The sequence below is a fragment of the Donghicola sp. XS_ASV15 genome (assembly GCF_041224595.1).
In the GTDB taxonomy this organism is placed as follows: domain Bacteria; phylum Pseudomonadota; class Alphaproteobacteria; order Rhodobacterales; family Rhodobacteraceae; genus Donghicola.
Genome location: NZ_JBGFGN010000131.1, coordinates 87709 through 109718 on the forward strand (window position 1 = coordinate 87709; position 22010 = coordinate 109718).

Here is a 22010-nt window from a genome sequence, read left to right on the forward strand (position 1 = left end):
AGACGCTGCATCGGATCAGGCTTTCGCCAGTTTGGGTGCGATGACGTCCATGTCAGAGACCAAGAGCGGCACATCCAGCAGGATCACCACACGCTCGTCCACACGGCCCAGACCGCTAACGACGCTGCGACCATCGCCCGAGCCAAAGCCGCTGGCGGCATCGATATTGTCATCGGGGATGTCGATCACTTCGCGGACACGGTCCACAATCAGGCCCATCGGCGCATCATTGACCTCGAGCACAATCACAACCGTACGGTCGTCATAAGGGCGCTCGTTCATACCGAAACGCAGGCGGACATCCATCAGCGGAATGACCTTGCCGCGCAGGTTGATCACACCTTTGATGTAGTCGGGCACATCAGGGACCACCATGATACGCTGCATGCCGACGATTTCAGTCACCATGCCGATCGACATGCCGTAGTCCTCTTCGCCTACGGCAAAAGTCAGGTACATGCTGTCGATGCTTTCCGCGTCGACGACCCCTTCTTCCATGGACACGCGGTTTTCTACCGCTGTCTCTGCTGCAACTTGCGCTGTCATTTTCAGTTTCCTTTCCTGAGAGGCGTGGAAAAAATATTCTCTTCTGGGAGCGGGGGCGGTGAGATCCCGATCGAGGACATCATCACCCCAGCCACGTTATTTAGCGGGACCAGCGACTCTGCCGCGCCGGTTTCCCAAGCCGCCGCGGGCATCCCCCAGACGACGCTACTGGATTCGTCTTGGGCAAAAGTCCGCCCTCCGACACGACGGATCATTCCCAGACTCTGCGCGCCATCCCGGCCCATCCCGGTCAGCAGCGCGGCCGAGACACGAGGGGCCGCGTAGTTGGCAACAGAAGCAAACAGAACATCCACCGACGGGCGGGAGTAACAGACTGGGTCACCTTGGTTCAGCACGACACAGAGCCCGTTGGGACTGGGCCGCACGACCATGTGGGTTTCCCCACCAGGAGCCAGAAGGACGAGGCCCTGACGCAGCAGATCACCGTGCTGCGCTTCGCGAACCTCGACCCGACACGTATCATTCAAACGACGCGCAAAAGCATTCGTAAAGCCCGCGGGCATATGTTGAACAACAACTGTCGCCGGCGCGTCTTTGGGCAGCTGTGCGAGAACTGTGCCAAGCGCCCGAACGCCCCCAGTCGAGGCCCCAATTGCAAACACCCAGCGGGCATTCAGTTGTGGATTGGCCGAGTGCAGATTTTCTGGCGCAGAAGGCTGGTTCGCTGTCCGTCGTTGCCGCGCGCTAATCGAAGGCGCGGGAACCGCCTCTTCTTGGACATGGGCATGGCGTGCCGCCTTGAGACTGACGCGGATCTGACTGGTGATGCCCGCGATATCCTGACCCGCAACCATTTTAGGTTTTGGCAGCACATCAACGGCGCCAGCCTGCAAGGCCTCGATCGTGGCACGTGCCCCATTCGATGTCTGCGAAGACACGATAATCGTCGGGATCGGATCCTTCGAGATCTCTTCCTTCAGGAACGTCAGGCCATCCATCTGGGGCATCTCGATATCCAACGAAATGACATCAGGACGGCGAATACCGATGAACTGTCGCGCCTGCTCTGCGTTGGCAGCTGCACCGACCAATTCAAACTCGGGATCGCTCTTGATCCCTTGGGCCAAGAACCTGCGGAACATCGCAGAGTCATCTATGATCAGAACCCGGATGGGGCGTTCAGAACGGTTCATGCCGGCCTCCGGTAGATGCCTGCGCACACGGGTTCCCAACGCGATCCCAGATCGCGGATCGATTCTGTGACAGAGGTGATCAACCAGCCACCGGGCTCGGTCGCGTCGTAGATTGCTTCGAGCGTGCCGATCTGATCCTCGCGGTCAAAGTAGTAGAGGATGTTGCGGCAGAACACGACTTGGAACGGATGGATGAACGGATAGGGACGCGCCTTCAGGTTCATGCGGCGGAAGGTGCAGCAATGACGCAACTCGGGGCGCACGTGAAACTGGTCCATCCCTGTCGGCTCGAAATAACGCCGCAGGATCATGGGATCGGTATGGGCGAACTGGCGTTGTGGAAAGACTCCCATCTCGGCGCGCTGCACAACAGGCTCGCTGATATCGGTGCCAAGGATTTTCAATCGCTTCAATGCGTTCAGACCCAAGGATTCTGCGATCATGATGGCAACGGTGTACGCCTCGTCTCCGGTCGAAGCGGCAGCGCTCCAGACGCGCATCTCTGTACGGTCCGCCAGCAGCGGAATGATCATTTCGCGGAAGTTGTCCAGAACTTCGGGTTCGCGGAAGAAATAGGTGTGATTGGTAGAGGCCGCGTGCATGACAGCCAACTCCACATCCTGCGGAGGGTTGTTCAGCAGATCACGGGCCAAACCGTTCAGATCGTTGTATTCAAAACGACGGGTCACGCGCGCAAGACGCTGCCGCAGGAGATCCTGCTTGTTGTCCGCAAAATTGATACCGCAACGATGCGATAGCCAATTCCGGATCTGTTCGTATCCCGTCTGGTCGAGTGCCGTCATCTCTCTTCCCCAGAGGCCAGACGTTCACAGTCCAGTACGATTGCGACTTCACCCGAAGCGAGCAGCGCGCAGCCCCAGCTCGCCCGCACTTTGGCCAGCGAACCGACAAGCGGCTTCATCACGACTTGTTGGCGATCCAGAACTTCGTCCACCGGGACAGCGATAGCGCCCCGCGCGGTCTGGAAAACGATGCACACCATATCGACCAACGGGGTCAAACTGGTGATCTTTGTGCCATAGAACTTCTCAAGCCGAAGAACGGGGATGAAGCTCCCGCGCAGCTTGAGCATTTCGGTCCCCTTGTCGGCAGAGACGCCGACCAGATCGGACATGCCCGGCTTCACAATTTCAGCAACATCGTCGACGGGCACAGTAAAGAGCTGCTTGCCCAAGCGCAGCAAAATGCTGTCAAGAAAGGCGAGCGACACAGGAATGTGTAGCGATACCGTGGTGCCGTTATTCTCTTCGGATTCGACGGCGATGCGGCCACGCAGGTCGGTCATGGTCGTGTTCAGAACATCCATGCCCACGCCGCGACCGGACAGGGTCGAGACCTTTTCAGCTGTTGAGAAACCAGGCTCGAAAATAACCTTCCACAGGCGTTCGGGCTCGGGCTCTTCTCTCTCACCAAAGAAACCACGCTTACGAGCGATATTCAGAATTTTTTCACGGTTCAGACCGCGGCCATCATCAATGACCTGAATACGGACTTCGCTGCCCACCTGCTGCGCAGCCAGACGGATCATGCCTTTTTTGGATTTGCCGTTCGCCACACGCTCGTCCGGCGGCTCAAGGCCGTGGTCCGCAGAGTTTCTGACGACGTGAAGCAGCGGATCGTACAACTTGTCCGCAACCAGCTTGTCGATAGCCGTATCGGCACCAACGATATCAAGGTCGATGATTTTACCGGTCTCGCGCTCGAGTTCGCGGATCATGCGCTTCAGGCGGCGGAATACTTCACCGACAGGGACCAGACGCAGCTCAGTGGCAGCGTCCTGAACTTCGCGCACAATCATAGAAAGGCGGTGCGCCGCGGCATCAAACCCCACAAGGTCGAGCCCCGCGAGGTCTGGGGAATTTACCGTTTCAGAAACGCTGAGCGACAACTCGCCCACCAAATCCATAAGACGGCCGATCTTGTCCGATGAAACGCGCAGGAGCGCGCCACCGCTGGACTTTTCTGATGTGGCTTCGGGACTTGCGCTCATCGCGCCTCTCTCTAGCTTGGGTTAATTTCAATGAGCCACGCCGAAAAACTGTCCGGCGCACACTCCTACGCAATCGCGTTTGCAAGCTCCGTGCCGAGTCCGGCTTGGTGTTGTTTAGGCAGCGTCGCTGGCATCAAAATTAAAGATGCACACGCCATCAAAGCCCGTAGAGCGGAAGAGGAAGGTCGACTTCATCGCATCCACAAAACCGCCGTGGTTCTTTTCGAATGCTTTGAGTTCGGCAGCAGAGGGGAAGAATACATTAACCGAAATGTCGCCCTCTTTACTGATCAGGACGGTCAGACCGGCCATATTACAGTTGGGAATAGCAGTCCCCAGAGTCTCGGTCACGAAAGGGGCCGCGATCTGCGCTGCGTCCAGACTGGGGAATTTTAGATGATAGGTTTTCGACAACATGACAGCCCACGCCTTTTGAAAATTGGCAACTGAGTCTGTTAACGGCCCTGCTTCAGATTCTTTCATAGGCCTTTTGAAGGTGGACTTTATATCCGAACGGGTAACCCTTTGATGAGCTCAGACTAACAGGTATGCTCAAATGGATATGGGGATAGGCGAAGGGCCGCCCCGAAGCACCGAACGAGGTGTCGAGAATCCGTCGAGTGTCAGTTACACCGGTCCTCGTGACGGGGTTCTGACATCGCCTCTTGGGCTAACACTGTGATTGTCGGCTCGTTTGAGCTCCGTTTTAGGGCCGATCTGAAATTTTTTTCGTTTTTTTCGAGTTTGGCACGACTCCTGCCTTGTTTGTTTCCAACAGCAACACGAGGACCACCATGACCGACATTCTGATCAACGAGACTGCTTTCATCGCTGCCACCGGCCTGATCGAACTGCTCAAGCGTCGTCGTGCCAAAGTCAGCAACGCCGCGGATACCAAAGCCACTACTTACGTCGCATCGGCCGCTGCCGAAGCTGAAATGGGCGGCCAGCGCGGCATCGTCGAAGCCGCCAAGACTGCAGGCGCCAAGCGCGTCATTATTGTAGACGAGGCCGCAACCGAGCTGACCATCACCGAAGAACTGGGTGGCCGCATGATCCGGTTCGGTCTGCCCGCAGGTTCGACCGACGCGCTGCGCAACGGCCCCGTCCTGATGCTGTCGGATCTGATCGCTGCTCCTTATGGTGGCATGGTCGCGGCAGACGCAAAGACCGGCGCCCTGATTGACATGACCGCCCGCGTCGCCCGCACCGACGTCACCGTATTCATCAACGGCCCCACCGGCAGCGGCAAAGAAGTTCTGGCCCGCACCGTGCACGATCACTCCAGCCGCGCGGACAAGCCCTTTGTCGCGATCAACTGCGCAGCGATCCCCGAAAACATGCTCGAGGCGATCCTGTTCGGTTACGAGAAGGGTTCGTTCACCGGCGCATCGACAGCAAACAAGGGCATCGTGCGCGCTGCCGACGGTGGCACCCTGCTGCTGGACGAAATCTCGGAAATGCCCTTGGGTCTGCAAGCCAAGCTGCTGCGCGTCCTGCAGGAAAAGAAAGTCACCCCGCTGGGTTCGCAGAACGAATGCGCCGTGGATATCCGCGTGATCGCCACCTCGAACCGCGATATGGCAGAGGCTGTGCAGGCTGGCACCTTCCGCGAAGACCTGTACTACCGCCTGAACGTATTCCCCCTGGCGACCCAGTCGCTGGCCGAGCGTGCACAGGACATCCCTGCACTGGCTGCTGCACTGCTGCGCCGTCACTGCGGTGATACCCTGCCCGTTCTGACCGAAGAAGCCTGCGACGTGCTGATGGCCCACAGCTGGCCCGGCAATGTTCGCGAACTGGAAAACGTGATCCAGCGCGCACTGGTTCTGCACGACGGCGTCCAGATCACCGGCGCAGACATCATGCTGAACGGACGTCCGGGCCTGATGCCCGCACCCATGATGGCAGAGGCTGCATAAGACAGCCCCGCCTCCCCGCCAAAAAAATAAAATCGAGCAGGCAACCTTAACCAGAGGATCAGAGACATGAGCATCTCCGGAGCGACATCAGCACTCGGCGCACTCCCTCTTTCTTCTACGACGTCGTCGACCAACCCGACGCAGAACCTCAAGCCTTCGGGCAATGAAGGTCCTTCGTTCGGGGATCGGGTCAATGACGCAATCAATAACGTCGCACAGGCGCAGAACAACGCGGCAGACGCTGCCAAGGCCTATGAAACCGGCAAGACCGACGACATCGCCTCGGTGATGGTTGAACAGCAGGTCGCTTCGCTGGGGTTCCAGATGACCCTTCAGGTCCGGAACAAGGCTCTGAGCGCCTATCGCGACATCATGAACATGCCGGTCTGATTGTAGACCAGAGCATCGTAATACGTTTGAAGACAGGGACACACCATGGTTGACACATCGACAGCACCGGTACCCGCAGGCGGCCAGAAGAACGAATTGGTTGCCAAGGGTGAAGCCGCGCTCGCGTGGACCAAAGGCGTCACGGACCAACCCGGCATTCGCCGTGCGATGCCCGCAATCGTGCTGGTTTCGGCCGCCGTGCTGGGTCTGATGGTTTATATGTTCCTGAACACATCCGGTCAGGTTGCCCTGAACACCGGTCTGCCCGAGGCTGAAAAAGCACAGGCGCTTGAACTGCTGAATGGTCAAGGCATCGCGGCAACAATCAACAAAGACAATGGCCAGATCCAAGTACCCAAGGGGGATCTCTACCGCGCCAAAATGGCACTGGCCGCCGAGGGGCTGCCCGCAGGCACGCCTGACGGTCTGTCCACAATTACCGACATGCCTATGGGCACCAGCCGCAGCGTCGAAAGCGCGCGCCTGCGCCGTATGCACGAACTGGACCTCGCTCGTTCGATTTCTGAAATCAAGGCGATCACGCAGGCTCGTGTGCACCTAGCCCTGCCCGAACGCACCGCGTTTGTCCGCGACAGCCAGCCGCCTCGCGCCTCGATCTTTGTTCAGGTCGCGCCCGGTCACACGCTGGGGCAGAACCAAGTGGATGCGATCGTCAGCCTTGTCAGCACGTCCATCCCCGGTATGCCCGGCAACAACGTGTCGGTCGTTGATCAGACCGGCCGCCTGCTGACCAACAACACCGAAGACGCGTTTACCGCGCAGACCGACCAGCAGACCCGCCAGCGCATCGAACAAGAAGAGCTATACCGCCAGCGGATCGAAGCGCTCATCATGCCGATTGTCGGCCTTGGCAATGCGGCCGTTCAGGTCACTCTGGACATGGACTTCACCCGCTCCGAGGTGATGAACGAACAGTACAGCCCGAACCAGACCGCCCTGCGCAGCGAGCAGAGCATGCTGGAAGAAAGCAGCAACCCCAAGGCGGGCGGCATCCCCGGTGCTGTGTCCAACACGCCGCCGATGGAAATGGATCTCGAGGACACGCAGCCCGGCGTGGGCCGTCAATCCAGTGAGTCGGTCCAAAATCGCTCGTCTTCGTCGACCAAGAACTACGAAGTCAGCCGCCGCGTCGAAACCATCGTTCCCCAGTCCAACCGCATCACCCGTGTGAGCGCCGCGGTTCTGTTGCGAGCACCGACCAGCGCGGACCCGACCGAACCCGCCGTTTTGCCCGAGGCTGTCTTGCGTGAAATCGAAGCGTTGACCCGCACCGCAGTCGGCTATGATCAGGCGCGTGGCGATACCATCACCATCTCGTCCAGCCCGTTCATCGACACCTTTGATGTCTACGAAGCCCCTTGGTACGAGGCAGAATGGCTGCCGCAGGTTGGTCGCATTCTGGCACAGCTGGTGGCTCTGGCGATTGTTATTCTTGGGATTATCCGCCCGCTGATGTCTCGCCTGCTGCCCAAGCCCATGGAATACGGCATCAGCCCCGCTCTGGCAGACACTGTCGAAGTTGGCGAAGGCGACACCCTGTCTACCCTGCGGGCCCGCTTGAACGGTCAGGATGGCTCGGATGGCAGCAGCGCCGACGGCAACGACGGATCGAAAGAGCCCAAAGGCGACGTCATCCCCCGTGGCCCGGAAAACGAGCTGCTCAAGAACGCCGCCGCCACCTACGAAGAAAAAGTCACCCTGCTGCGCCATCTGGCAGAAGTCGAAAGCGCCCGTGTTGCTGCTGTATTTGAGCAGATGATCGAGCGTGACAAGGAGATCGACAAATGAACGCCCTCGTCCCAGCCAACCAGGAAAACACCCAGCTCGCCGAATTGAATGGCACCCAACGCGCCGCGGTTCTGATGATGCTATTTGGTGAGCAGGCCGCTGCCAGCGTTCTGCGGGAACTTACACCGGGACAGGTGCAGGATCTGGGTGCGGCGATGTACTCGGTTCGCCAGATCCACCACAACACTATCGCCGCTGTGGTCGATGAATTTCTGTCAGAGCTGAACGAGCAAACCAATATCGGGATTGGTGCAGGCGCGTACATCAACTCTGTCCTGCACGAAGCTCTGGGCCCGGACAAAGCGCAGTCGGTTCTATCGCGTATCACCCGCTCGGCCGCCGAACACCCGATCGAAATTTTCGACTGGATGGATGCCAAAGCAATTTCGGAACTGATCGTGGACGAACACCCACAGATCATGGCGCTGGTCATCGCCTCGATCGACGCACAGCTTGCCAACGAAGTCCTGCGTCTGCTGCCCGAAGACGTCCAGCCAGACATCATCTTCCGGATCGCGACCCTGACCAACGTTCAGCCCGACGCTTTGAAAGAGCTCGAGCAGGTCATGCAGCGCAAGTTCAAAGCGAACACCACCCTGCGCGCCAGCCAGATCGGCGGTATTCGCTCTGCTGCTCGCATCATGAACTTCGCAAAGCAGGACATGGAACAGCGCATCATGAAGGCGATCAAAACCGAGGACAAAGACCTCATGGAGAACCTGCAGGACAACATGTTCGTCTTCGACAACCTGGTTCAGTCGCAGGACCGTGCTATCCAAACCTTGCTGCGCGAGATCGACGCAGAAATCCTCACGGTCGCTCTCAAGGGTTCGGACGATTACGTCCGCGACCGCCTGTTGGCCTGTATGTCGACCCGCGCGGCCGCCAACATCCGCGACGAGATGGAAGCCATGGGTCCGATCCGCCTGACTGCGGTTCAAGACGCGCAAAAACAAGTCGTTGCAGTGGCACGCCGTCTTGCCGATGCGGGCACAATCACACTGGCTGGTCGCGGCGGTGAGGAGATGGTCTAATGTCCCAGCAGTCACGTCCCAATGCAGCGCTGTCCCGCGCTCTGGACCACGAAGACATCATGCGCTTGATCCGCGAAGCCGACCAATCCGGCTTTGTCTCGGGCAGTGCTCTGCCGACCAAGGTCTCTGCCACACCCGAGAATTTCAAACCCAAGGGTTTCGTCGCTGTCGAAGAGAGCGCCCTCCCCGACCTGACGGCAGACATGCCCGAAGACCAGATCGAAATCTCGAACCGACCCGCGGAAACCCCGTCCGAAGTCGCACCTGCAACGCCGCAAGTGGACATTGAGGCGATCCGCAAAGAAGCCTGGGCCGAGGGCTATCAGGCAGGTCTGGCAGAAGGCGCAGCCAAAGCCGCGCTGACCGCCCCCGAGATTGCCGAGCCGATCTCGGACGAGGACGCCATATCCGCCGCCCGCGAAGAAGCCTACGCAGCCGCCAAAGCCGAGTTTGCCGAAGCGCAAGAGGCCTTCTTGGCCGCAACCCAGCGACTGCTGACCCCAGATACAGATGCGATGTCAGGCTTGCGCGATCAATTGACCGAAGCCGTCCGAAAGCTGGCCTCTGACCGCGCCGGCGTTCAGATCGACACCACCCCCGCCCGCTTCGTCAACAAGATCGAAGCGCTGGTGGAAACCGTTGCCGGCGGCATCACGGACGTCACCATTCGCCTAAGCCCCAAGGATCTGGATGCGGTTACCCCCTTCCTGACCGAAGCGCCCATCGTCCAGCAAAGCCGCCTGATCGCCGATGCGAACCTCCGGCGCGGTGATGTCGGCATCAGCACACCTGACATTTCACTGACTGACAGCCTGACCAAGAAAGGCGCTGCGAAATGAGTTCTCTTCTCGCCTCCTTGACGAACTCGCTCGATGACCTGTCCGTCAAGCCGACCCCAGACATGAGCGGCAAGGTGCTGCGCTATGATGGCCTGATTCTGGAATGTACCGGTTTTCCCGCCAGTCCCGGCGCGATCTGCGAGGTCGAGACCGAAGATGGCAGCCGCGTGCAAGGCGAAATCGTTGGCTTTCGCGATGGCCGCAATATGCTTTTTCTGGATACCCCCGGCGCACGGATCGTGTCAGGCGCCCGGGTGAGCCGTTTGGATGGCGGCCATGACGCGCTGATGGGCGAGGCATTGCTCGGCCGTGTCATCGACGCCGAAGGTCATGCGCTGGATGACGGCCCCAACCCCCAAGGCGATATACGCTGGCCGCTTGCAGGCAAAATGCAGAACCCTCTGGCGCGCCAACCCGTGGACACTGTTCTGGACGTCGGTGTGCGCATCATTAACAACGCTCTGACTGTTGGCCGCGGTCAACGTGTCGGCATTATCGCGGGGTCCGGCGTTGGCAAGTCGGTCCTGATCGAGATGATGACCAAAAACACCAACGCGGACGTTGTCGTCGTGGGATTGATCGGGGAACGCGCCAGAGAAGTCGGGGCCTTTGTCGGGCACATCATGCATGGCGAGAACGCCCATAAAACCTGCGTCGTGGCCGTGCCTGCCGACCGCTCGCCCCTACTGCGTTTGCGTGCCGCGAACCGCGCCACCGCGATCGCCGAATACTTCCGTAGCAAAGGCAAAGACGTCCTCTTGATCATGGACTCTCTGACCCGCTGCGCCCACGCTCGCCGTGAAATTGGTCTGGCTTTGGGTGAACAGCCCACGGCCAAGGGCTACACCCCGTCGGTTGTCTCGATGATCCCCACGCTGATCGAACGCGCGGGTCCGGGCCTGAAGGGCGAAGGGTCGATTACCGCGTTTTACACCATTCTGGCTGACGGCGATGACACCAACGATCCCGTGGTGGACACCGCCCGCGCCATTCTGGACGGTCACCTTGTGCTGTCGCGCAAGCAGGCACAGATGGGCATCTATCCCGCGATCGACATCCCCCAGTCGGTCAGCCGCGTGATGAACGACATCGTGGACAAGGACCACCAGCGTGCAGCCCTGAAACTGCGCCGCATGATCAGCCTTTATATGGACAATCGCGACATGATGCTGATGGGGGCCTACACGCCCGGTCAGGACCCGGAATTGGACGAAGCCGTCCAGATGTGGCCCCGCATTAAGATGCTGATCCAGCAACCCGTGGACGAAAAATCCGCCTTCTCGGACAGCCGCAAGAGCCTGCTTAACCTCGCCGGAGGTGCCCTTGGATGACACGCAAAGAAAAGCTGATGGACCTGATGGTCCGCAAGGAAAAGGCCAAACTAGGACAGGAAAGCAAAGAGCTGGGGCACATCGCCCAACAAGCTGCCCGCGCCGAGGCGCAGTCTAATCAGTTGAAGAGCCTGCTCGACGAAGCGGTGACCCAACGCCAGACAATTCATTCCAAGGCCCAACTTGCTTCGAGCATGTGGTTCGAAAGCGCCATCGCGCAGCAGTTGACCAATGTCGAAGCTCAGCGCGAACAGAGCGCTGCACGTCTGCTCGAGGCGCGCTCGCGTGTTGCCCAGGTAGAGCAGCGTGTTCGGATTTACGGCGAAAAGGCCGTCGAAACCAAACGTGAGGCCCGCGCAGAAGCCGACGCCAAAGAAGACAGCAGACTCGGAGAACGCGGACGGGCCCCGCGCTAGGCCGAACTTGGCACTGCACTTGCAACATCCGCTCTGATTGAACGCCTCTCTGATTGACCCCGAAAGGAACGCTATGACCCCGCTGACACTGGCAGAGCAAAGCTTTCTGAAAATTGACACCCCGCAGCAGGTCAAACCTGCCGAAGCCAAGTCTGGCTCGGCGAACGTGTTCGGCAACGTGATGGCGCACGCTCGGGACAGCGCAGATCAGGAAACGACCGAGGACGTTGCTTCTGCCCAAGCAGACAGCAAAACAGCAACGACACCCGATAAAAGCCAGAAGTCTGCGAATTCGACCGAAGCCCCAAAGCCCGACGTGCAGAAGCCCACTTTGACGGGCGAGGCTCGGCAAGAGGCAAAAGCCGAAATCCCCTTGATGGCCCGCGTGCCCGAGGGCGGGCTGACCACCAAAGCCGCGCCCAAGAACGCCGAAGCACAAGATAAGCCAGAAGGCGCGAAAGCGATCAAACTCGCTGAGACCGTCGGTGAGCGGACAGAAACCGTTGCGTCTCTTCAGACCAAAGAACTGACCAAGACGGTTAAAGCCGATAAAAACGCGCCGGAGTTGGCTGCCGAGACGACTGACGTCGACCCTCAGAAAATCGCAGCAAGCGAAGGGGTGCAAACAGACGCCTCTGCCTCTCCGGAAATGCGTGAGCGACTGCAAGCGCTGAGTGCAACAACCAGCGCCGCGGCTTTGAATGTTCAAGCCGCAGTTCCTGCCGCTGAGACGACACCGAACGAGAAGCCTGCCGCAACATTGGCCGCGCTCTCTCTTCGCGCGCAAATGGGCGAGAAACCCGCCAAGGCAACATCGGCCCTAACCGCGCAGGATAGCCAGAAGGCCTCGGTAGAGGTCACGAGCACTCAGAACGAAAGCTCCGATGTTCTTGGTTTTGGCAAAGGGCAGTCCTCGACAGAGAAAGTCGAGAACGCTGCAACCGCAGGCTTCTCGAAAGGCGCAGGCAAGGACGCCAAGACAGCGATCACCCCAGTTGGGAAGGCCGATGTAGTAGACCCAACCTTGTCGAAAAAAGAGGGCGAGACACTCACGCCCGAAGCGCAAGAGAACGCGCAGACCCTCGCTGTCGCGACTGCAGGCGCAGCGGTTTCAGCCCCCGTGACGCCGCGAACAACAGACAAGCCCGCGACCGGATTGAAATCCACGCAACCCGTGAACGCGGCTCCGCAGAGTTCGGCGCGGCGCACCGAACAAGGCGCGCCCACCACTCAAGCGCGACTGCCAGAACAGGCAGCACGGGATTCGGCAAACTTGCAAACCAGAGCAGGTGATGCGCCCACATCTGTCGTCGAGAAGCCCGCCGCCACTGGCGAGAAGCCTGACTTCGCTCTGAAGATGGAGAACTTGATCCAGCAGGCTGCGACAAAGGATACAACACCTGAGACCCTAGATATCAGCGCGACATTTACCGAGGTCGCTCAGCCCGCCCAACCGCTGCCGCAGACCGCAATCGCCGCGCCCCAGGTGCAGGTCGTTGCGTCGCCCGAGAGCTTCCAACAGGTCGAGGCAGCCGTGAAAACAGCCGTCGCGCAGGAATTGGCGATGGACGAAGCCACTTGGCCGGAAACTATGGTTCAGGACATCGGGTTCGAGACTTTGGCCGATGGCGAAGCAATGGAAATCCAGCTGACCCCAGAAAATCTAGGCCGCGTGCAATTGCGCATGGAACTGCGGGATGGCGCAGCCTCTGTCACGATCGTGACAGAGACCTCCGAAGCTGCGAAACAATTCAACGATAACCAGCAAAAGCTGGCAGACCTGCTCGCCAAGCAGGGCGTCGAACTGGCCAACCATAACGCTGGCACCGGCCGCGATATGGGACGAGGCGGATCGGACGGCCAGAATGGCAACGGCTCTACATCTTCTCTTCAAAACGACACAGCCGATGGAACCGGACAGACCGAGGTGGCAACCGCCCGCAAAGATCCGAACCGACTCGTGGACGTACAGGCATAGGACACTGAACAATGAGTGACGCAAACACAGATGCGCCCAAAAAGAAGGGAAAACTGCTGAAGATCATTCTGATGATCCTCGGGTTCCTGTTGTTCCTTGGCGGTGGCTTTGCCGGCGGCGTGTATTACGCGGGCATGCAGATGTCCCCGTCTGAAGAGGTTCTGCGCCTTGTTGAACGCACCAATGGTGAGGGCGGCGAAGGCGGTGAAGAAGGCGGCGAGGGTGAAGGCGAAGAGGGCGAAGGTGGCCCCCAGAAAATGGTCAAGGACATCCCTGAAACGCCTGTCTTCCAGACCAGCTACTATGAATTTCCCGACACGCTGACCACCAACCTCAAGGGTTCGCGCCGTTTTTTGCAGGTAGGGATCGGCATGTCGACCCAGTATGATGCAAGCGTCATTACCAACGTGGAAACTCACGCGATGGCGATCCGCTCGGATTTCCTGGCGGTGATCAGTGGCTTCTCGGAAGATGACGTCGCGGGCATGGACGGACGAGACCGTCTGGCCGAAGCAATGAAGGATGCCGTGAACAAACGTCTCGAACAACTCGAAGGGTTCGGCGGGATCGAGAACGTCTTCTTCCCGTCTTTCGTTCTGCAGTAAAGGACGCGGTCGAGCGATGGCAAAGGCAACAAAACTCTCCAGCTTCGAGGTCGCCGCCCTTGTGGACGGCCTCAAGAATCTGGACGACGATTCAGGCGACAGCAATGACGCCAGCAGTCAGGCCAAACCCTATAAGTTTGGCGAAGACAACGTTTCGGCGCTGGGGGATTACTATGGCCTGCGGATGGTCAACGAACGCTTTAACCGTCTTGCGCGGAGCGTCTTTTTGCCTTTCTTGCGGATGCAGCCGCGTATCTCGTCCTTTCCGCCAGAAATCAAAACATATGACCACTACACCGATGAACTGGATAACTTCAGTAGCCTGACCATCAGCCGCATCGACGAATTGCGTGGCACACAGATGGTCGTTTTGCAGCCGACCTTCGTCTCGCTTTTGACCAATGTGTATTACGGCGGGGAACTCAAAACGCCGCCGCCGTCAGGACGCAGTGAATTCACCGCGACAGAATTGCGCGTGATTGAACTGGTGGTCGGCGGGCTGAACCGTGCGCTCGAGATGGCATGGCGGGATCTCTATCCGATCCAATTGACCGGGTCGGCCCACGAAGAAAACCTGCAGTTTGCCAGCTTTCTTGATGGCCAAGAGCAGGTGGTGAAATGTTCGTTTATCGTGCAGCTTCCGGGCGGCGATCCGGCGGATATCGATATCCTTTATCCGCTGCAAACTCTGAAACCTATCGCGTCACAACTGCGCTCGCGTAGCCAGTCCGACATTGTGGGCGAAGATCTAAGCTGGCGCGCACGACTGGAGCGCGCCGTCATGAACGTGCCGCTAACGATCACGGCCCATTTGGACGAACCCAAAGTCCAGCTGAGGTCGATCACAGACCCCACACCTGGCCGGGTTGTACCTGTGGATCTCAAGCCCGCCCCGCGCCTGTTGGTCGAGGGTCAGCACTTCTTCAACGGGGACATTGGTGAAGTAAACGGCAAAGCCGCAATCAACATCACCGAATGCGTGGCGACTGTCCCGCAAGAAAAGGAAAGGATGACAGGATGAGCGATAATCCAATTGCCGCCGGCGGAGACAGCGTGAACGCAAAGCTCGGGATGCTGGCCAACGTCAAAGTAAAAATGACGGTCGAGGTCGGCCGCACTGAAATCACCATTCAGGATCTTTTGCGCCTGAATGAAGGGTCGGTAATCGAACTGGACCGCATGGCGGGGGATCCGCTGGATATTCTGGTCAACGGCACCATCATCGCCCGCGGCGAAGTGGTGGTTGTCGGCGAACGGTTCGGCATCCGCTTTGGTGAAATCGTCGACCCCGAAGAGCGCATGGCCTCTGTCTAAGGTGCATTTCCGGGGATCAGAGCCGGAAACCACACCGCATGCCAACTTTTGCGCTGCGTCTCCCTGCCTTTTGGATAGGGGGGGCGACGCTCTAATTGGCATGAAACATGCTCCCTTTCCCGTGCAGATGCGCTGGAATTGGAGCAAAGCTTTGGACATTCTACAAACACAGCAGATTATGACCGTCCTCGTATTTCTGGGGGTTCTCGGTCTCGCATGGCTTGTCGTGCAACTGAACCGCACGAAGCTGGCTCAGAAAACACATGCGGGTCGCCGCCTGATCATCCGCGAAACCGCTGGCTTGGGAAATGGCGAACGCGCGCTCTTGATCGAAGCCGAAGGTCAGTCGGTCCTCGCGATCCTGCCCCGCAAAGGTCAAGTCCAGATGATGGCCCTGTCGCACCCCGCTTCGTCGGAGGGCGCAGAATGATCCGCTCTCTCGTTCCTGCCGCGCTGGCACTTATCCTATTCGGGTCTCCCGCTTTCGCCCAAGGTCTGCCTGCACTTCAGCTCGAGGGCGCCGATGGCGAGGTCACCTATTCGCTGACCCTGCAAATTCTGGCACTGATGACAGTGCTGACCGTGCTGCCGTCGATCGTCTTTGGCATGAGCGCGTTCACCCGCATCATCATCGTGCTCTCGATCCTGCGCCAAGCTCTGGGCACCCAGCAGACACCCCCAAACCAAGTCCTGGTTTCGATCGCGCTGTTCCTCAGCTTTTTCGTTATGCAGCCCATGCTGACAGAACTCTATGACACCTCGATCGCGCCCTATCTGGATGGCGAGCTTGCTGCGCCCATCGCATTGGAAGAAGGCCGCAAGATCGTCACCGGCTACATGCTGGGGAACACGCGCCAGAACGATCTGATGATGTTTGCCGAACTCGCGAATGCGGCACCTTTCGAAAACAACGAGGACGTGCCGCTTTCGATCCTGCTCCCCGCCTACATCACATCGGAGCTCAAAACCGCCTTCCAGATCGGTTTTCTGATTTTCCTGCCATTCCTAGTGATCGACATGGTCATCGCCTCGATCCTCATGGCTTTGGGTATGATGATGCTGTCGCCGATGCTGGTGTCCCTGCCCTTCAAGCTGCTGCTCTTCGTTCTGGTGGATGGATGGGCGCTTATGATGGGGTCACTTGCCTCTAGTTTCATGGGGAGCTAACGCATGGATTTCGACGCGAATATCGAGCATTTGCAGATCGCTTACTGGAACATCCTGCTAACCGCCGGACCCGTTTTGGGGATCGCTCTCGCGGTCGGCCTGATGGTCGGCGTCTTGCAGGCCGCGACATCGATCAACGAAGCAACCCTCAGCTTTGTACCGAAACTGGCGATCGTCCTGATCGCAATGGCGCTGCTTTCGGGGTTCATGCTGCGGGTGATGACTGACTACTTCGGCATGATTTTCGAAACCATCGCAACGATCAACTGACCATGCTTCCTCCGGCGTTCAACTACGATTCAGGCATTCCCGGCCTCGAGCTGGCAGAGGTCATCAGCTACACGCTGCAGTATATGTTCGCGATGCTGCGGATCGGGGCGTTCATTATCTCTGCGCCTTTCTTTGCTGCCCGCTATGTGGTGCTGCCCGTGCGTATCATGGCGACCGTGATCCTGACCTTGCCTGTCGTAAATACGATCCAGATGCCCCCGGTCGAAGACCTGGTCGCCCTGACTGCTGTGCCCATGATCCTGACCGAACTCACCATAGGACTGGCCGCAGGACTGGTGATGGCGATCATCTTTGGCACGGCATCAGTTGCGGGTGACCGTATCGCGGCCACGGCTGGACTGGGCTTTGCCGCACAAATTGACCCTGCATCCGGCACCAGTGTCCCGGTCGTCTCTCAGATCTTTAGCCTGTTCATGCTGGCAACATTCGTTGCGGTTGACGGACACCTGATTGCCCTGCGTCTCATGATCGAGAGCTATACGCTTCTGCCTCCGGGCGGGCCTCTCGTGACCGGTCCGATGTTGGAAGCGGGCGCAGAGGCTGCTAGCATGATGTTCAACTTCAGTGTCCAGTTGATGATGCCGGTTGTTTCGGTGCTGCTGCTCGTAAACGTCTTGATTGGCGTGATCACACGGTCAGCGCCCCAGATGAACATCTTTTCTTTCGGCTTCCCGATGACACTGACGATGACCGTTGTTCTTCTTTTTTTCAGTGCGCCTGTTCTAGGCAAAGCCTGCGAGTGGGTCATGGGCGCCTCGCTGGAGCTGATCGAACACATGTTCAGGGAGATGGCCAATGGCAGAGGGTGACGACGGCCAAGAAAAGACAGAAGACCCAACGCCGAAACGAAAAGAACAAGCCAAGGAAGACGGTAAAGTCGTCACGTCCAAAGAGGTCTTTGTTCTGTTCAGCATTATTTCGGCGCTGGCGATCGTTATGGTCACTGGCAACATTGGCGAGACCCTGTCTGGCACATGGGCGAGTTGGCTGCGCTGGGACAGCTCTGAACAGCTGGAAACCATCATTCTATCTCGGCTCAAGGAATCGGTGCTGGCGCTGTTCTTGATCGGCATGGCCATCGGCATTCCGATGCTGCTCCTGACCATCGCGGTACAGGCGGCTATGGGTGGAGTGAACTTTGCCCCCAAAGCGATGGCTTTCAAGGCGGACAAGATGGACCCGCTCAAGGGTCTCAAGCGCATGGTCTCGATGAAATCACTGGTCGAACTGGGCAAAGCGCTGCTCAAGGTCAGCTTGCTCGGGGGGGCCGCCTACGGCGTTGTCATGTCGATGATCCCCGAAATGGAGTTGATGTACACCATGCCGGTCGGGCCATCTCTCTCGATGTTCCAGTCGGGCATTGTGCGCCTGCTGGTGGCTCTGATCATTGGCCTGTTTATCATCGGCGGCGTTGATCTGGGATATCAAACCTACAGCCTGAACAAGAGCCTGAAGATGTCCCGTCAGGAACTCAAAGACGAATTCAAGCAAACCGAAGGCTCGCCCGAACTGAAGGGCGCAATCCGCCGCAAACAGATGGAAGCGGCTCAGGGGGCAGAACGCGCCAAAGCGCTGGACGACGTTCCGAACGCCACGGCGGTCATCACAAACCCGACGCACTTTGCGATCGCCTTGCGGTATGACCCCGAAGAGGCCGAAGCCCCTGTTATCTTGGCCATGGGCAAAGGCGCAATGGCCCACCGCATCATGGAGCGCGCTGGCAAAGCGCGCGTGACCACGATCCAAGCGCCGCCTCTGGCCCGTGCACTCTACTTTACGGGCAAGATCGGTCAGATGATCCCCGAAGCGCTCTTTGTCGCTGTCGCGGCCATTCTGGCGCATGTCTATCGACTAGACCACGATATGCCGACCGAGATGCCCGATCTTGATATCCCCAAAGAACTGCGGCTCAACGAACACGGCCGCCCGGAAGAGGAGGCCTGATTTGACCAACAACTCCAAACAAAGCGTCGGAACGCTGATTTCGACACTAAGCTTTGCGGGCGTCTCTGTGGCGTTGATGGATCAAGCGATGCAAGCCGAAGGGCTGCGCGCGGCCGGTTTGTGGGTCACGGCAGCTCTATGCCTTGCGGCCGCGCTACGGTTCCGGATTGCGGAACTGGTCGCAAAATGGCGCGGAGAGTGACCCCGCGCCATGCAGCATCTATTGAGCAGACAAACAGCCTAGGTCAGAGAACAGGTACAATCTGAGCCCCTGCCCCCAAACGCTCTGCCCAGCCGCACATATCGGCCGAAACTTCCATTTCAAGATCAGGGGAAACCTTGACCAGCGCTGCCACAGCCCGGTCTTTGTCTTTCTCCAGAGAAAGCTCTTTGATCTTAACGGTCGTCCAGGCGCCGCTGCCGACGCGGATTTCCACGAGGTTTTGCTCGTCAGTATTGCGTACTAACCAAGCCACGTCTTCTAGCTTGAACTCGGTCGCACCATCGTCCCGAGACTCTTCGATCTTGACCACGTGGGTCCGGACAAAGCGCTCTAGCGCATCGCTCTGGCTTAGGATGATGCCACCGCCAATGCGGGGCCAACCCTCTTCCAGTTGCATCCCAAGCGACGTCCAGTCACCCGCATTGCCTTCGGGGCGGTACGCCAATGTCAAACCATCACCACAGCGGGCCACTTCGTGTGCGCCATCGCCGAAAACAACCTTGGCAAATGGCTGGAGGTTTTCCATCGAGACGAAAGCGCCAACTTCATCCTCATTTCCAGTCGTGCCTGCAGTTTGCGACATCTGTGCCTCTTTCGAATCTAAGATCAGGTAGGCTCCCGCGAAATTCATCGGGAGCAGCGTTCTAATTGGTTTAACGGTTCCGGCCTGAAAATCTTTAGCGTGGGGCGCTAGTGGGGAATGGCACGGAAAATGCAAATCATTCTGGCGAAGGGTCCACCCTGTAGTCAGGAGCCACCATGAGAAAGAAAACCGCCTCGGAAGAGACCGAGACCGAAAACAGTGAAAATAACGAGCTGCAAGAAACGATCCGCCTTGCCCTTGAGGCCGCGGAAGCTGCGAATGACGCGGCTTCGGAAGTATCGCGCCTACAGAGCGAAACCTCTGCAGCAGCCGCAAGACTGGACCGGTTCGGAGCCCGTTTGCGACCTATGATGATCGGCCTTCTGGCTGGTGCTGGCGTCTCTATCGCATTGGGGGGATTGGTTTATTTCAAAACTCTCGCGGAAATGCGCCGCACCAGCGCCACCCAGATCGAGGCACTCGCCATCTTTCAGGAAAGCGTCATGGAATTGAACGGTCAGCTCGACGCTGTCGCAGGTCTGAGCGAACGCATGGCCAAGCTCGAGGGTCTGAGCAACGATAACCGTGAAATGCTGATGACCGAGCTGTCGCAACTGTCAGAACAGGTGTCATCGCAACTCGGCAATTATTCTGACACTGCCGGAAATTTGCAGTCTCAAATTGCTACCACGCTAACCGAACGGGTAGATGCGGGTACACAAACTACGGTCGAAGCCATGAAGGCAGGAATTTCTGACCTGCAACTTGCCCTAAGCAAGATGATCGCTGCCGCCGTGACCGCGACGCCGTCGAGCAGCAGCACCGCTTCAAAACCAACTGCGGCACCGAAGAAGACGACGCCCAAACCGCGGGCCACCACCAGTTCTAGCCGCAAGACCAAGTCGAAACCGGCTCCGAAAGCAGAACCCAATCCCTTCTCGTTCCCATGACCGAAGATACCACCGAGGCAGAACGAAAAGGCCGCCACCTTGAGCTTGCTTCGCTAGAAGTAGGGTCGATCGCATTGGGCCTAAAGGTCGGCGACGAGTTGATCGCCGTGAACGGTTTGCCCTTTGACGGCAGCACACAGGATTTGCGCGCACGGTTCGGGCGCGGAAATCCGACGATTGCGCTCACCTTCCAGCGCGAGGACCGCAAATTTGTGGTTCTGTCCAGCACCCCCAATCTGGGCCGCTGGAAAGAGGGCCGCGAGTATGATGCCGATCAGGCCGAACAATCGGCACGGCGCATCATTCCCGAAGGCATGATCAACTGGGAAATCTACCGCGATGCCAATGGCGTCTACGATATACAGACCCAGCGCCCGTCGAACCTTGCGATTGGCCTCACGCCGTTGTGGTATGCCCAAAACAGATTGTGGACGCCCTTGGCGATCTGGGCCGCTACGGTCATTGTGACCCTCCCACTCGGGCTCTGGGTTGTCGTCCTGACACAGACCTTGGCTTGGTCCTATTTCTGGAACACTGCGCCCGAGTTCTTTCGTCGCGATCGGATCGAGCGGGGCATGACCCTGCTACAGGTGATCGCCGCCAAGAATGAAACCCGGGTGCACCAGTACATCAAGCGCGAGTTCCCCGAGATGCGCTTTGTCTATGCGGCGCTTCCCGAAGAACCTGAAATGTCCGAAGCCGAGGGGCTCTGATCCCCTCGGCTTTTTCTTTACCGCTGATCCTCAAACACAAAAAAGACCGCCGAAGCGGTCTTTTCTGAGTCAGGCGAGGTACGAGGGAAGATACCCGACTTAGTTGGCCAGTTTCGCGCGGCGCTTGCGCTGGAACGACGAAGGGATTTTCAGCATTTCGCGGTATTTCGCGACAGTGCGGCGCGCCAGATGGGTGCCTTCGTCAGTGATGATTTTTGCGATCGCGTCATCGCTCAGCGGCTTTGCCGGATCTTCGTCTTTGACCAGCTGCTGAACACGGTGACGGATCGCAGCCGAGGACGACGCCTCGTCGCCATCAGTCGACAGCGCAGTGCTGAAGAAGGTTTTCAGACCAAAGGTGCCCTGTGGGGTGACGATCAGCATACCGGTGGTCACACGGCTCACGGTGCTTTCATGAACGCCAACTTTCTCGGCCACATCTTTCAGGGTCATCGGCACAATGTGAGCCGGACCTTTTTCAAGGAATGCGGCCTGACGGCGCACGATTTCCGCACCCACCATCAGAATGGTCTGGTTACGGTGTTCGACCGCGCGGCGCAGCCAGCGCGCCAGGCTCAGACGTTCGCCGACGAACTCGGTTGCGGTCTTGTCACGGGTCACGGTTTCGGCCTTGGCTTCGTCCACAACAACCTGTGAACGGCGGAGCAATACTCGGCCACGGTAGCGACGGCATAGTGTTGTCGCGGGCGGCGTAAAAGTCGTCCACTTTTGCCCTTTCGGATTTCGGGAGGGCTTGGGGATATACACCGTGGACTTGTATTTGAAGGTG

25 protein-coding genes and 1 pseudogene are annotated in these 22010 nt (G+C 58.5%); 19 read left to right on the forward strand and 7 right to left on the reverse strand.

Going from position 1 to position 22010, the window contains the following annotated elements; all coding sequences use genetic code 11:
* Nucleotides 1–15 precede the first annotated feature (15 nt).
* From AB9K37_RS10040 to AB9K37_RS10060, 5 genes are all read right to left on the reverse strand, one after another.
* Nucleotides 16–546: a chemotaxis protein CheW gene (locus AB9K37_RS10040; protein WP_369837930.1), complete on the reverse strand. Its 531-nt coding sequence runs from the start codon at nucleotides 544–546 to the stop codon at nucleotides 16–18.
* 2 nt (nucleotides 547–548) lie between these two features.
* Nucleotides 549–1700: a chemotaxis response regulator protein-glutamate methylesterase gene (locus tag AB9K37_RS10045; RefSeq protein ID WP_369837933.1), complete on the reverse strand. Its 1152-nt coding sequence runs from the start codon at nucleotides 1698–1700 to the stop codon at nucleotides 549–551.
* Nucleotides 1697–2503: a protein-glutamate O-methyltransferase CheR gene (locus AB9K37_RS10050; RefSeq protein ID WP_369837936.1), complete on the reverse strand. Its 807-nt coding sequence runs from the start codon at nucleotides 2501–2503 to the stop codon at nucleotides 1697–1699. The genes AB9K37_RS10045 and AB9K37_RS10050 overlap by 4 nt, the downstream gene beginning before the upstream one ends.
* Nucleotides 2500–3711 (reverse strand): chemotaxis protein CheA, encoded by a 1212-nt coding sequence (locus tag AB9K37_RS10055; RefSeq protein WP_369837939.1) that lies wholly within the window; start codon nucleotides 3709–3711, stop codon nucleotides 2500–2502. Before AB9K37_RS10055 ends, AB9K37_RS10050 begins: the two co-directional genes overlap by 4 nt.
* A 114-nt stretch (nucleotides 3712–3825) precedes the next feature.
* Nucleotides 3826–4128 (reverse strand): hypothetical protein, encoded by a 303-nt coding sequence (locus AB9K37_RS10060; RefSeq protein WP_369837942.1) that lies wholly within the window; start codon nucleotides 4126–4128, stop codon nucleotides 3826–3828.
* A 377-nt stretch (nucleotides 4129–4505) separates the two neighbouring features.
* Here AB9K37_RS10060 and AB9K37_RS10065 point away from each other — a divergent pair, with 377 nt between their 5' ends.
* The 17 genes from AB9K37_RS10065 (at nucleotide 4506) to AB9K37_RS10145 (ending at nucleotide 18953) form a co-directional block, all read left to right on the forward strand.
* Nucleotides 4506–5633 carry a sigma 54-interacting transcriptional regulator gene (locus tag AB9K37_RS10065; protein ID WP_369837945.1) on the forward strand — a complete coding sequence of 376 codons (1128 nt, stop codon included), beginning with the start codon at nucleotides 4506–4508 and terminating at the stop codon, nucleotides 5631–5633.
* Nucleotides 5634–5699: 66 nt separating this feature from the next.
* Nucleotides 5700–6023 carry a flagellar hook-basal body complex protein FliE gene (fliE, locus tag AB9K37_RS10070; protein ID WP_072708336.1) on the forward strand — a complete coding sequence of 108 codons (324 nt, stop codon included), beginning with the start codon at nucleotides 5700–5702 and terminating at the stop codon, nucleotides 6021–6023.
* 45 nt (nucleotides 6024–6068) lie between these two features.
* Nucleotides 6069–7832 carry a flagellar basal-body MS-ring/collar protein FliF gene (gene fliF / locus AB9K37_RS10075; protein ID WP_369837949.1) on the forward strand — a complete coding sequence of 588 codons (1764 nt, stop codon included), beginning with the start codon at nucleotides 6069–6071 and terminating at the stop codon, nucleotides 7830–7832.
* Nucleotides 7829–8866 carry a flagellar motor switch protein FliG gene (gene fliG / locus AB9K37_RS10080; RefSeq protein WP_369837952.1) on the forward strand — a complete coding sequence of 346 codons (1038 nt, stop codon included), beginning with the start codon at nucleotides 7829–7831 and terminating at the stop codon, nucleotides 8864–8866. The genes fliF and fliG overlap by 4 nt, the downstream gene beginning before the upstream one ends.
* Nucleotides 8866–9705, forward strand: coding sequence for a FliH/SctL family protein (locus AB9K37_RS10085; protein WP_369837955.1), 840 nt, complete (start codon nucleotides 8866–8868; stop codon nucleotides 9703–9705). The genes fliG and AB9K37_RS10085 overlap by 1 nt, the downstream gene beginning before the upstream one ends.
* A complete protein-coding gene (locus AB9K37_RS10090; protein ID WP_369837958.1) occupies nucleotides 9702–11036 on the forward strand; it encodes a FliI/YscN family ATPase in 1335 nt (444 codons plus the stop codon). The genes AB9K37_RS10085 and AB9K37_RS10090 overlap by 4 nt, the downstream gene beginning before the upstream one ends.
* Complete coding sequence (locus AB9K37_RS10095) at nucleotides 11033–11452, forward strand: hypothetical protein (protein WP_369837961.1); 420 nt, start codon at nucleotides 11033–11035, stop codon at nucleotides 11450–11452. The genes AB9K37_RS10090 and AB9K37_RS10095 overlap by 4 nt, the downstream gene beginning before the upstream one ends.
* A 73-nt stretch (nucleotides 11453–11525) precedes the next feature.
* Nucleotides 11526–13430 carry a flagellar hook-length control protein FliK gene (locus AB9K37_RS10100; RefSeq protein ID WP_369837964.1) on the forward strand — a complete coding sequence of 635 codons (1905 nt, stop codon included), beginning with the start codon at nucleotides 11526–11528 and terminating at the stop codon, nucleotides 13428–13430.
* 11 nt (nucleotides 13431–13441) lie between these two features.
* Nucleotides 13442–14035, forward strand: a complete 594-nt coding sequence (gene fliL / locus AB9K37_RS10105; RefSeq protein ID WP_369837967.1) for a flagellar basal body-associated protein FliL — start codon at nucleotides 13442–13444, stop codon at nucleotides 14033–14035.
* Between the two features lie 16 nt (nucleotides 14036–14051).
* A complete protein-coding gene (gene fliM, locus AB9K37_RS10110) occupies nucleotides 14052–15056 on the forward strand; it encodes a flagellar motor switch protein FliM (protein WP_369837970.1) in 1005 nt (334 codons plus the stop codon).
* 50 nt (nucleotides 15057–15106) lie between these two features.
* Entirely contained in the window at nucleotides 15107–15349 is a 243-nt protein-coding gene (gene fliN, locus AB9K37_RS10115; RefSeq protein ID WP_369838008.1) for a flagellar motor switch protein FliN, read from the forward strand.
* Nucleotides 15350–15500: 151 nt separating this feature from the next.
* Nucleotides 15501–15779 carry a flagellar assembly protein FliO gene (locus AB9K37_RS10120; RefSeq protein WP_369837973.1) on the forward strand — a complete coding sequence of 93 codons (279 nt, stop codon included), beginning with the start codon at nucleotides 15501–15503 and terminating at the stop codon, nucleotides 15777–15779.
* Nucleotides 15776–16516: a flagellar type III secretion system pore protein FliP gene (fliP, locus tag AB9K37_RS10125; protein WP_369837976.1), complete on the forward strand. Its 741-nt coding sequence runs from the start codon at nucleotides 15776–15778 to the stop codon at nucleotides 16514–16516. Before AB9K37_RS10120 ends, fliP begins: the two co-directional genes overlap by 4 nt.
* A 3-nt stretch (nucleotides 16517–16519) precedes the next feature.
* A complete protein-coding gene (gene fliQ / locus AB9K37_RS10130; protein ID WP_369837979.1) occupies nucleotides 16520–16786 on the forward strand; it encodes a flagellar biosynthesis protein FliQ in 267 nt (88 codons plus the stop codon).
* A gap of 2 nt (nucleotides 16787–16788) precedes the next feature.
* Nucleotides 16789–17616 carry a flagellar biosynthetic protein FliR gene (gene fliR / locus AB9K37_RS10135; protein ID WP_369837982.1) on the forward strand — a complete coding sequence of 276 codons (828 nt, stop codon included), beginning with the start codon at nucleotides 16789–16791 and terminating at the stop codon, nucleotides 17614–17616.
* A complete protein-coding gene (gene flhB, locus AB9K37_RS10140; RefSeq protein WP_369837985.1) occupies nucleotides 17603–18751 on the forward strand; it encodes a flagellar biosynthesis protein FlhB in 1149 nt (382 codons plus the stop codon). The genes fliR and flhB overlap by 14 nt, the downstream gene beginning before the upstream one ends.
* 1 nt (nucleotide 18752) lies before the next feature.
* Nucleotides 18753–18953, forward strand: a complete 201-nt coding sequence (locus AB9K37_RS10145; RefSeq protein WP_369837988.1) for a hypothetical protein — start codon at nucleotides 18753–18755, stop codon at nucleotides 18951–18953.
* Between the two features lie 43 nt (nucleotides 18954–18996).
* On the opposite strand, the gene AB9K37_RS10150 is transcribed toward AB9K37_RS10145, so the two are convergent.
* Nucleotides 18997–19557 carry a hypothetical protein gene (locus AB9K37_RS10150; RefSeq protein ID WP_369837991.1) on the reverse strand — a complete coding sequence of 187 codons (561 nt, stop codon included), beginning with the start codon at nucleotides 19555–19557 and terminating at the stop codon, nucleotides 18997–18999.
* A gap of 176 nt (nucleotides 19558–19733) precedes the next feature.
* On the opposite strand from AB9K37_RS10150, the gene AB9K37_RS10155 reads away from it, so the two are divergent.
* The gene (locus AB9K37_RS10155; RefSeq protein ID WP_369837993.1) at nucleotides 19734–20507 is read left to right on the forward strand and encodes a hypothetical protein; all 774 of its coding nucleotides are present in this window, start codon (nucleotides 19734–19736) and stop codon (nucleotides 20505–20507) included.
* Complete coding sequence (locus tag AB9K37_RS10160) at nucleotides 20504–21220, forward strand: PDZ domain-containing protein (RefSeq protein ID WP_369837996.1); 717 nt, start codon at nucleotides 20504–20506, stop codon at nucleotides 21218–21220. The genes AB9K37_RS10155 and AB9K37_RS10160 overlap by 4 nt, the downstream gene beginning before the upstream one ends.
* Before the next feature lie 99 nt (nucleotides 21221–21319).
* Here AB9K37_RS10160 and AB9K37_RS10165 read toward each other — a convergent pair.
* Nucleotides 21320–22010 (reverse strand): annotated as a pseudogene (locus AB9K37_RS10165) (hypothetical protein); the annotation flags it as partial.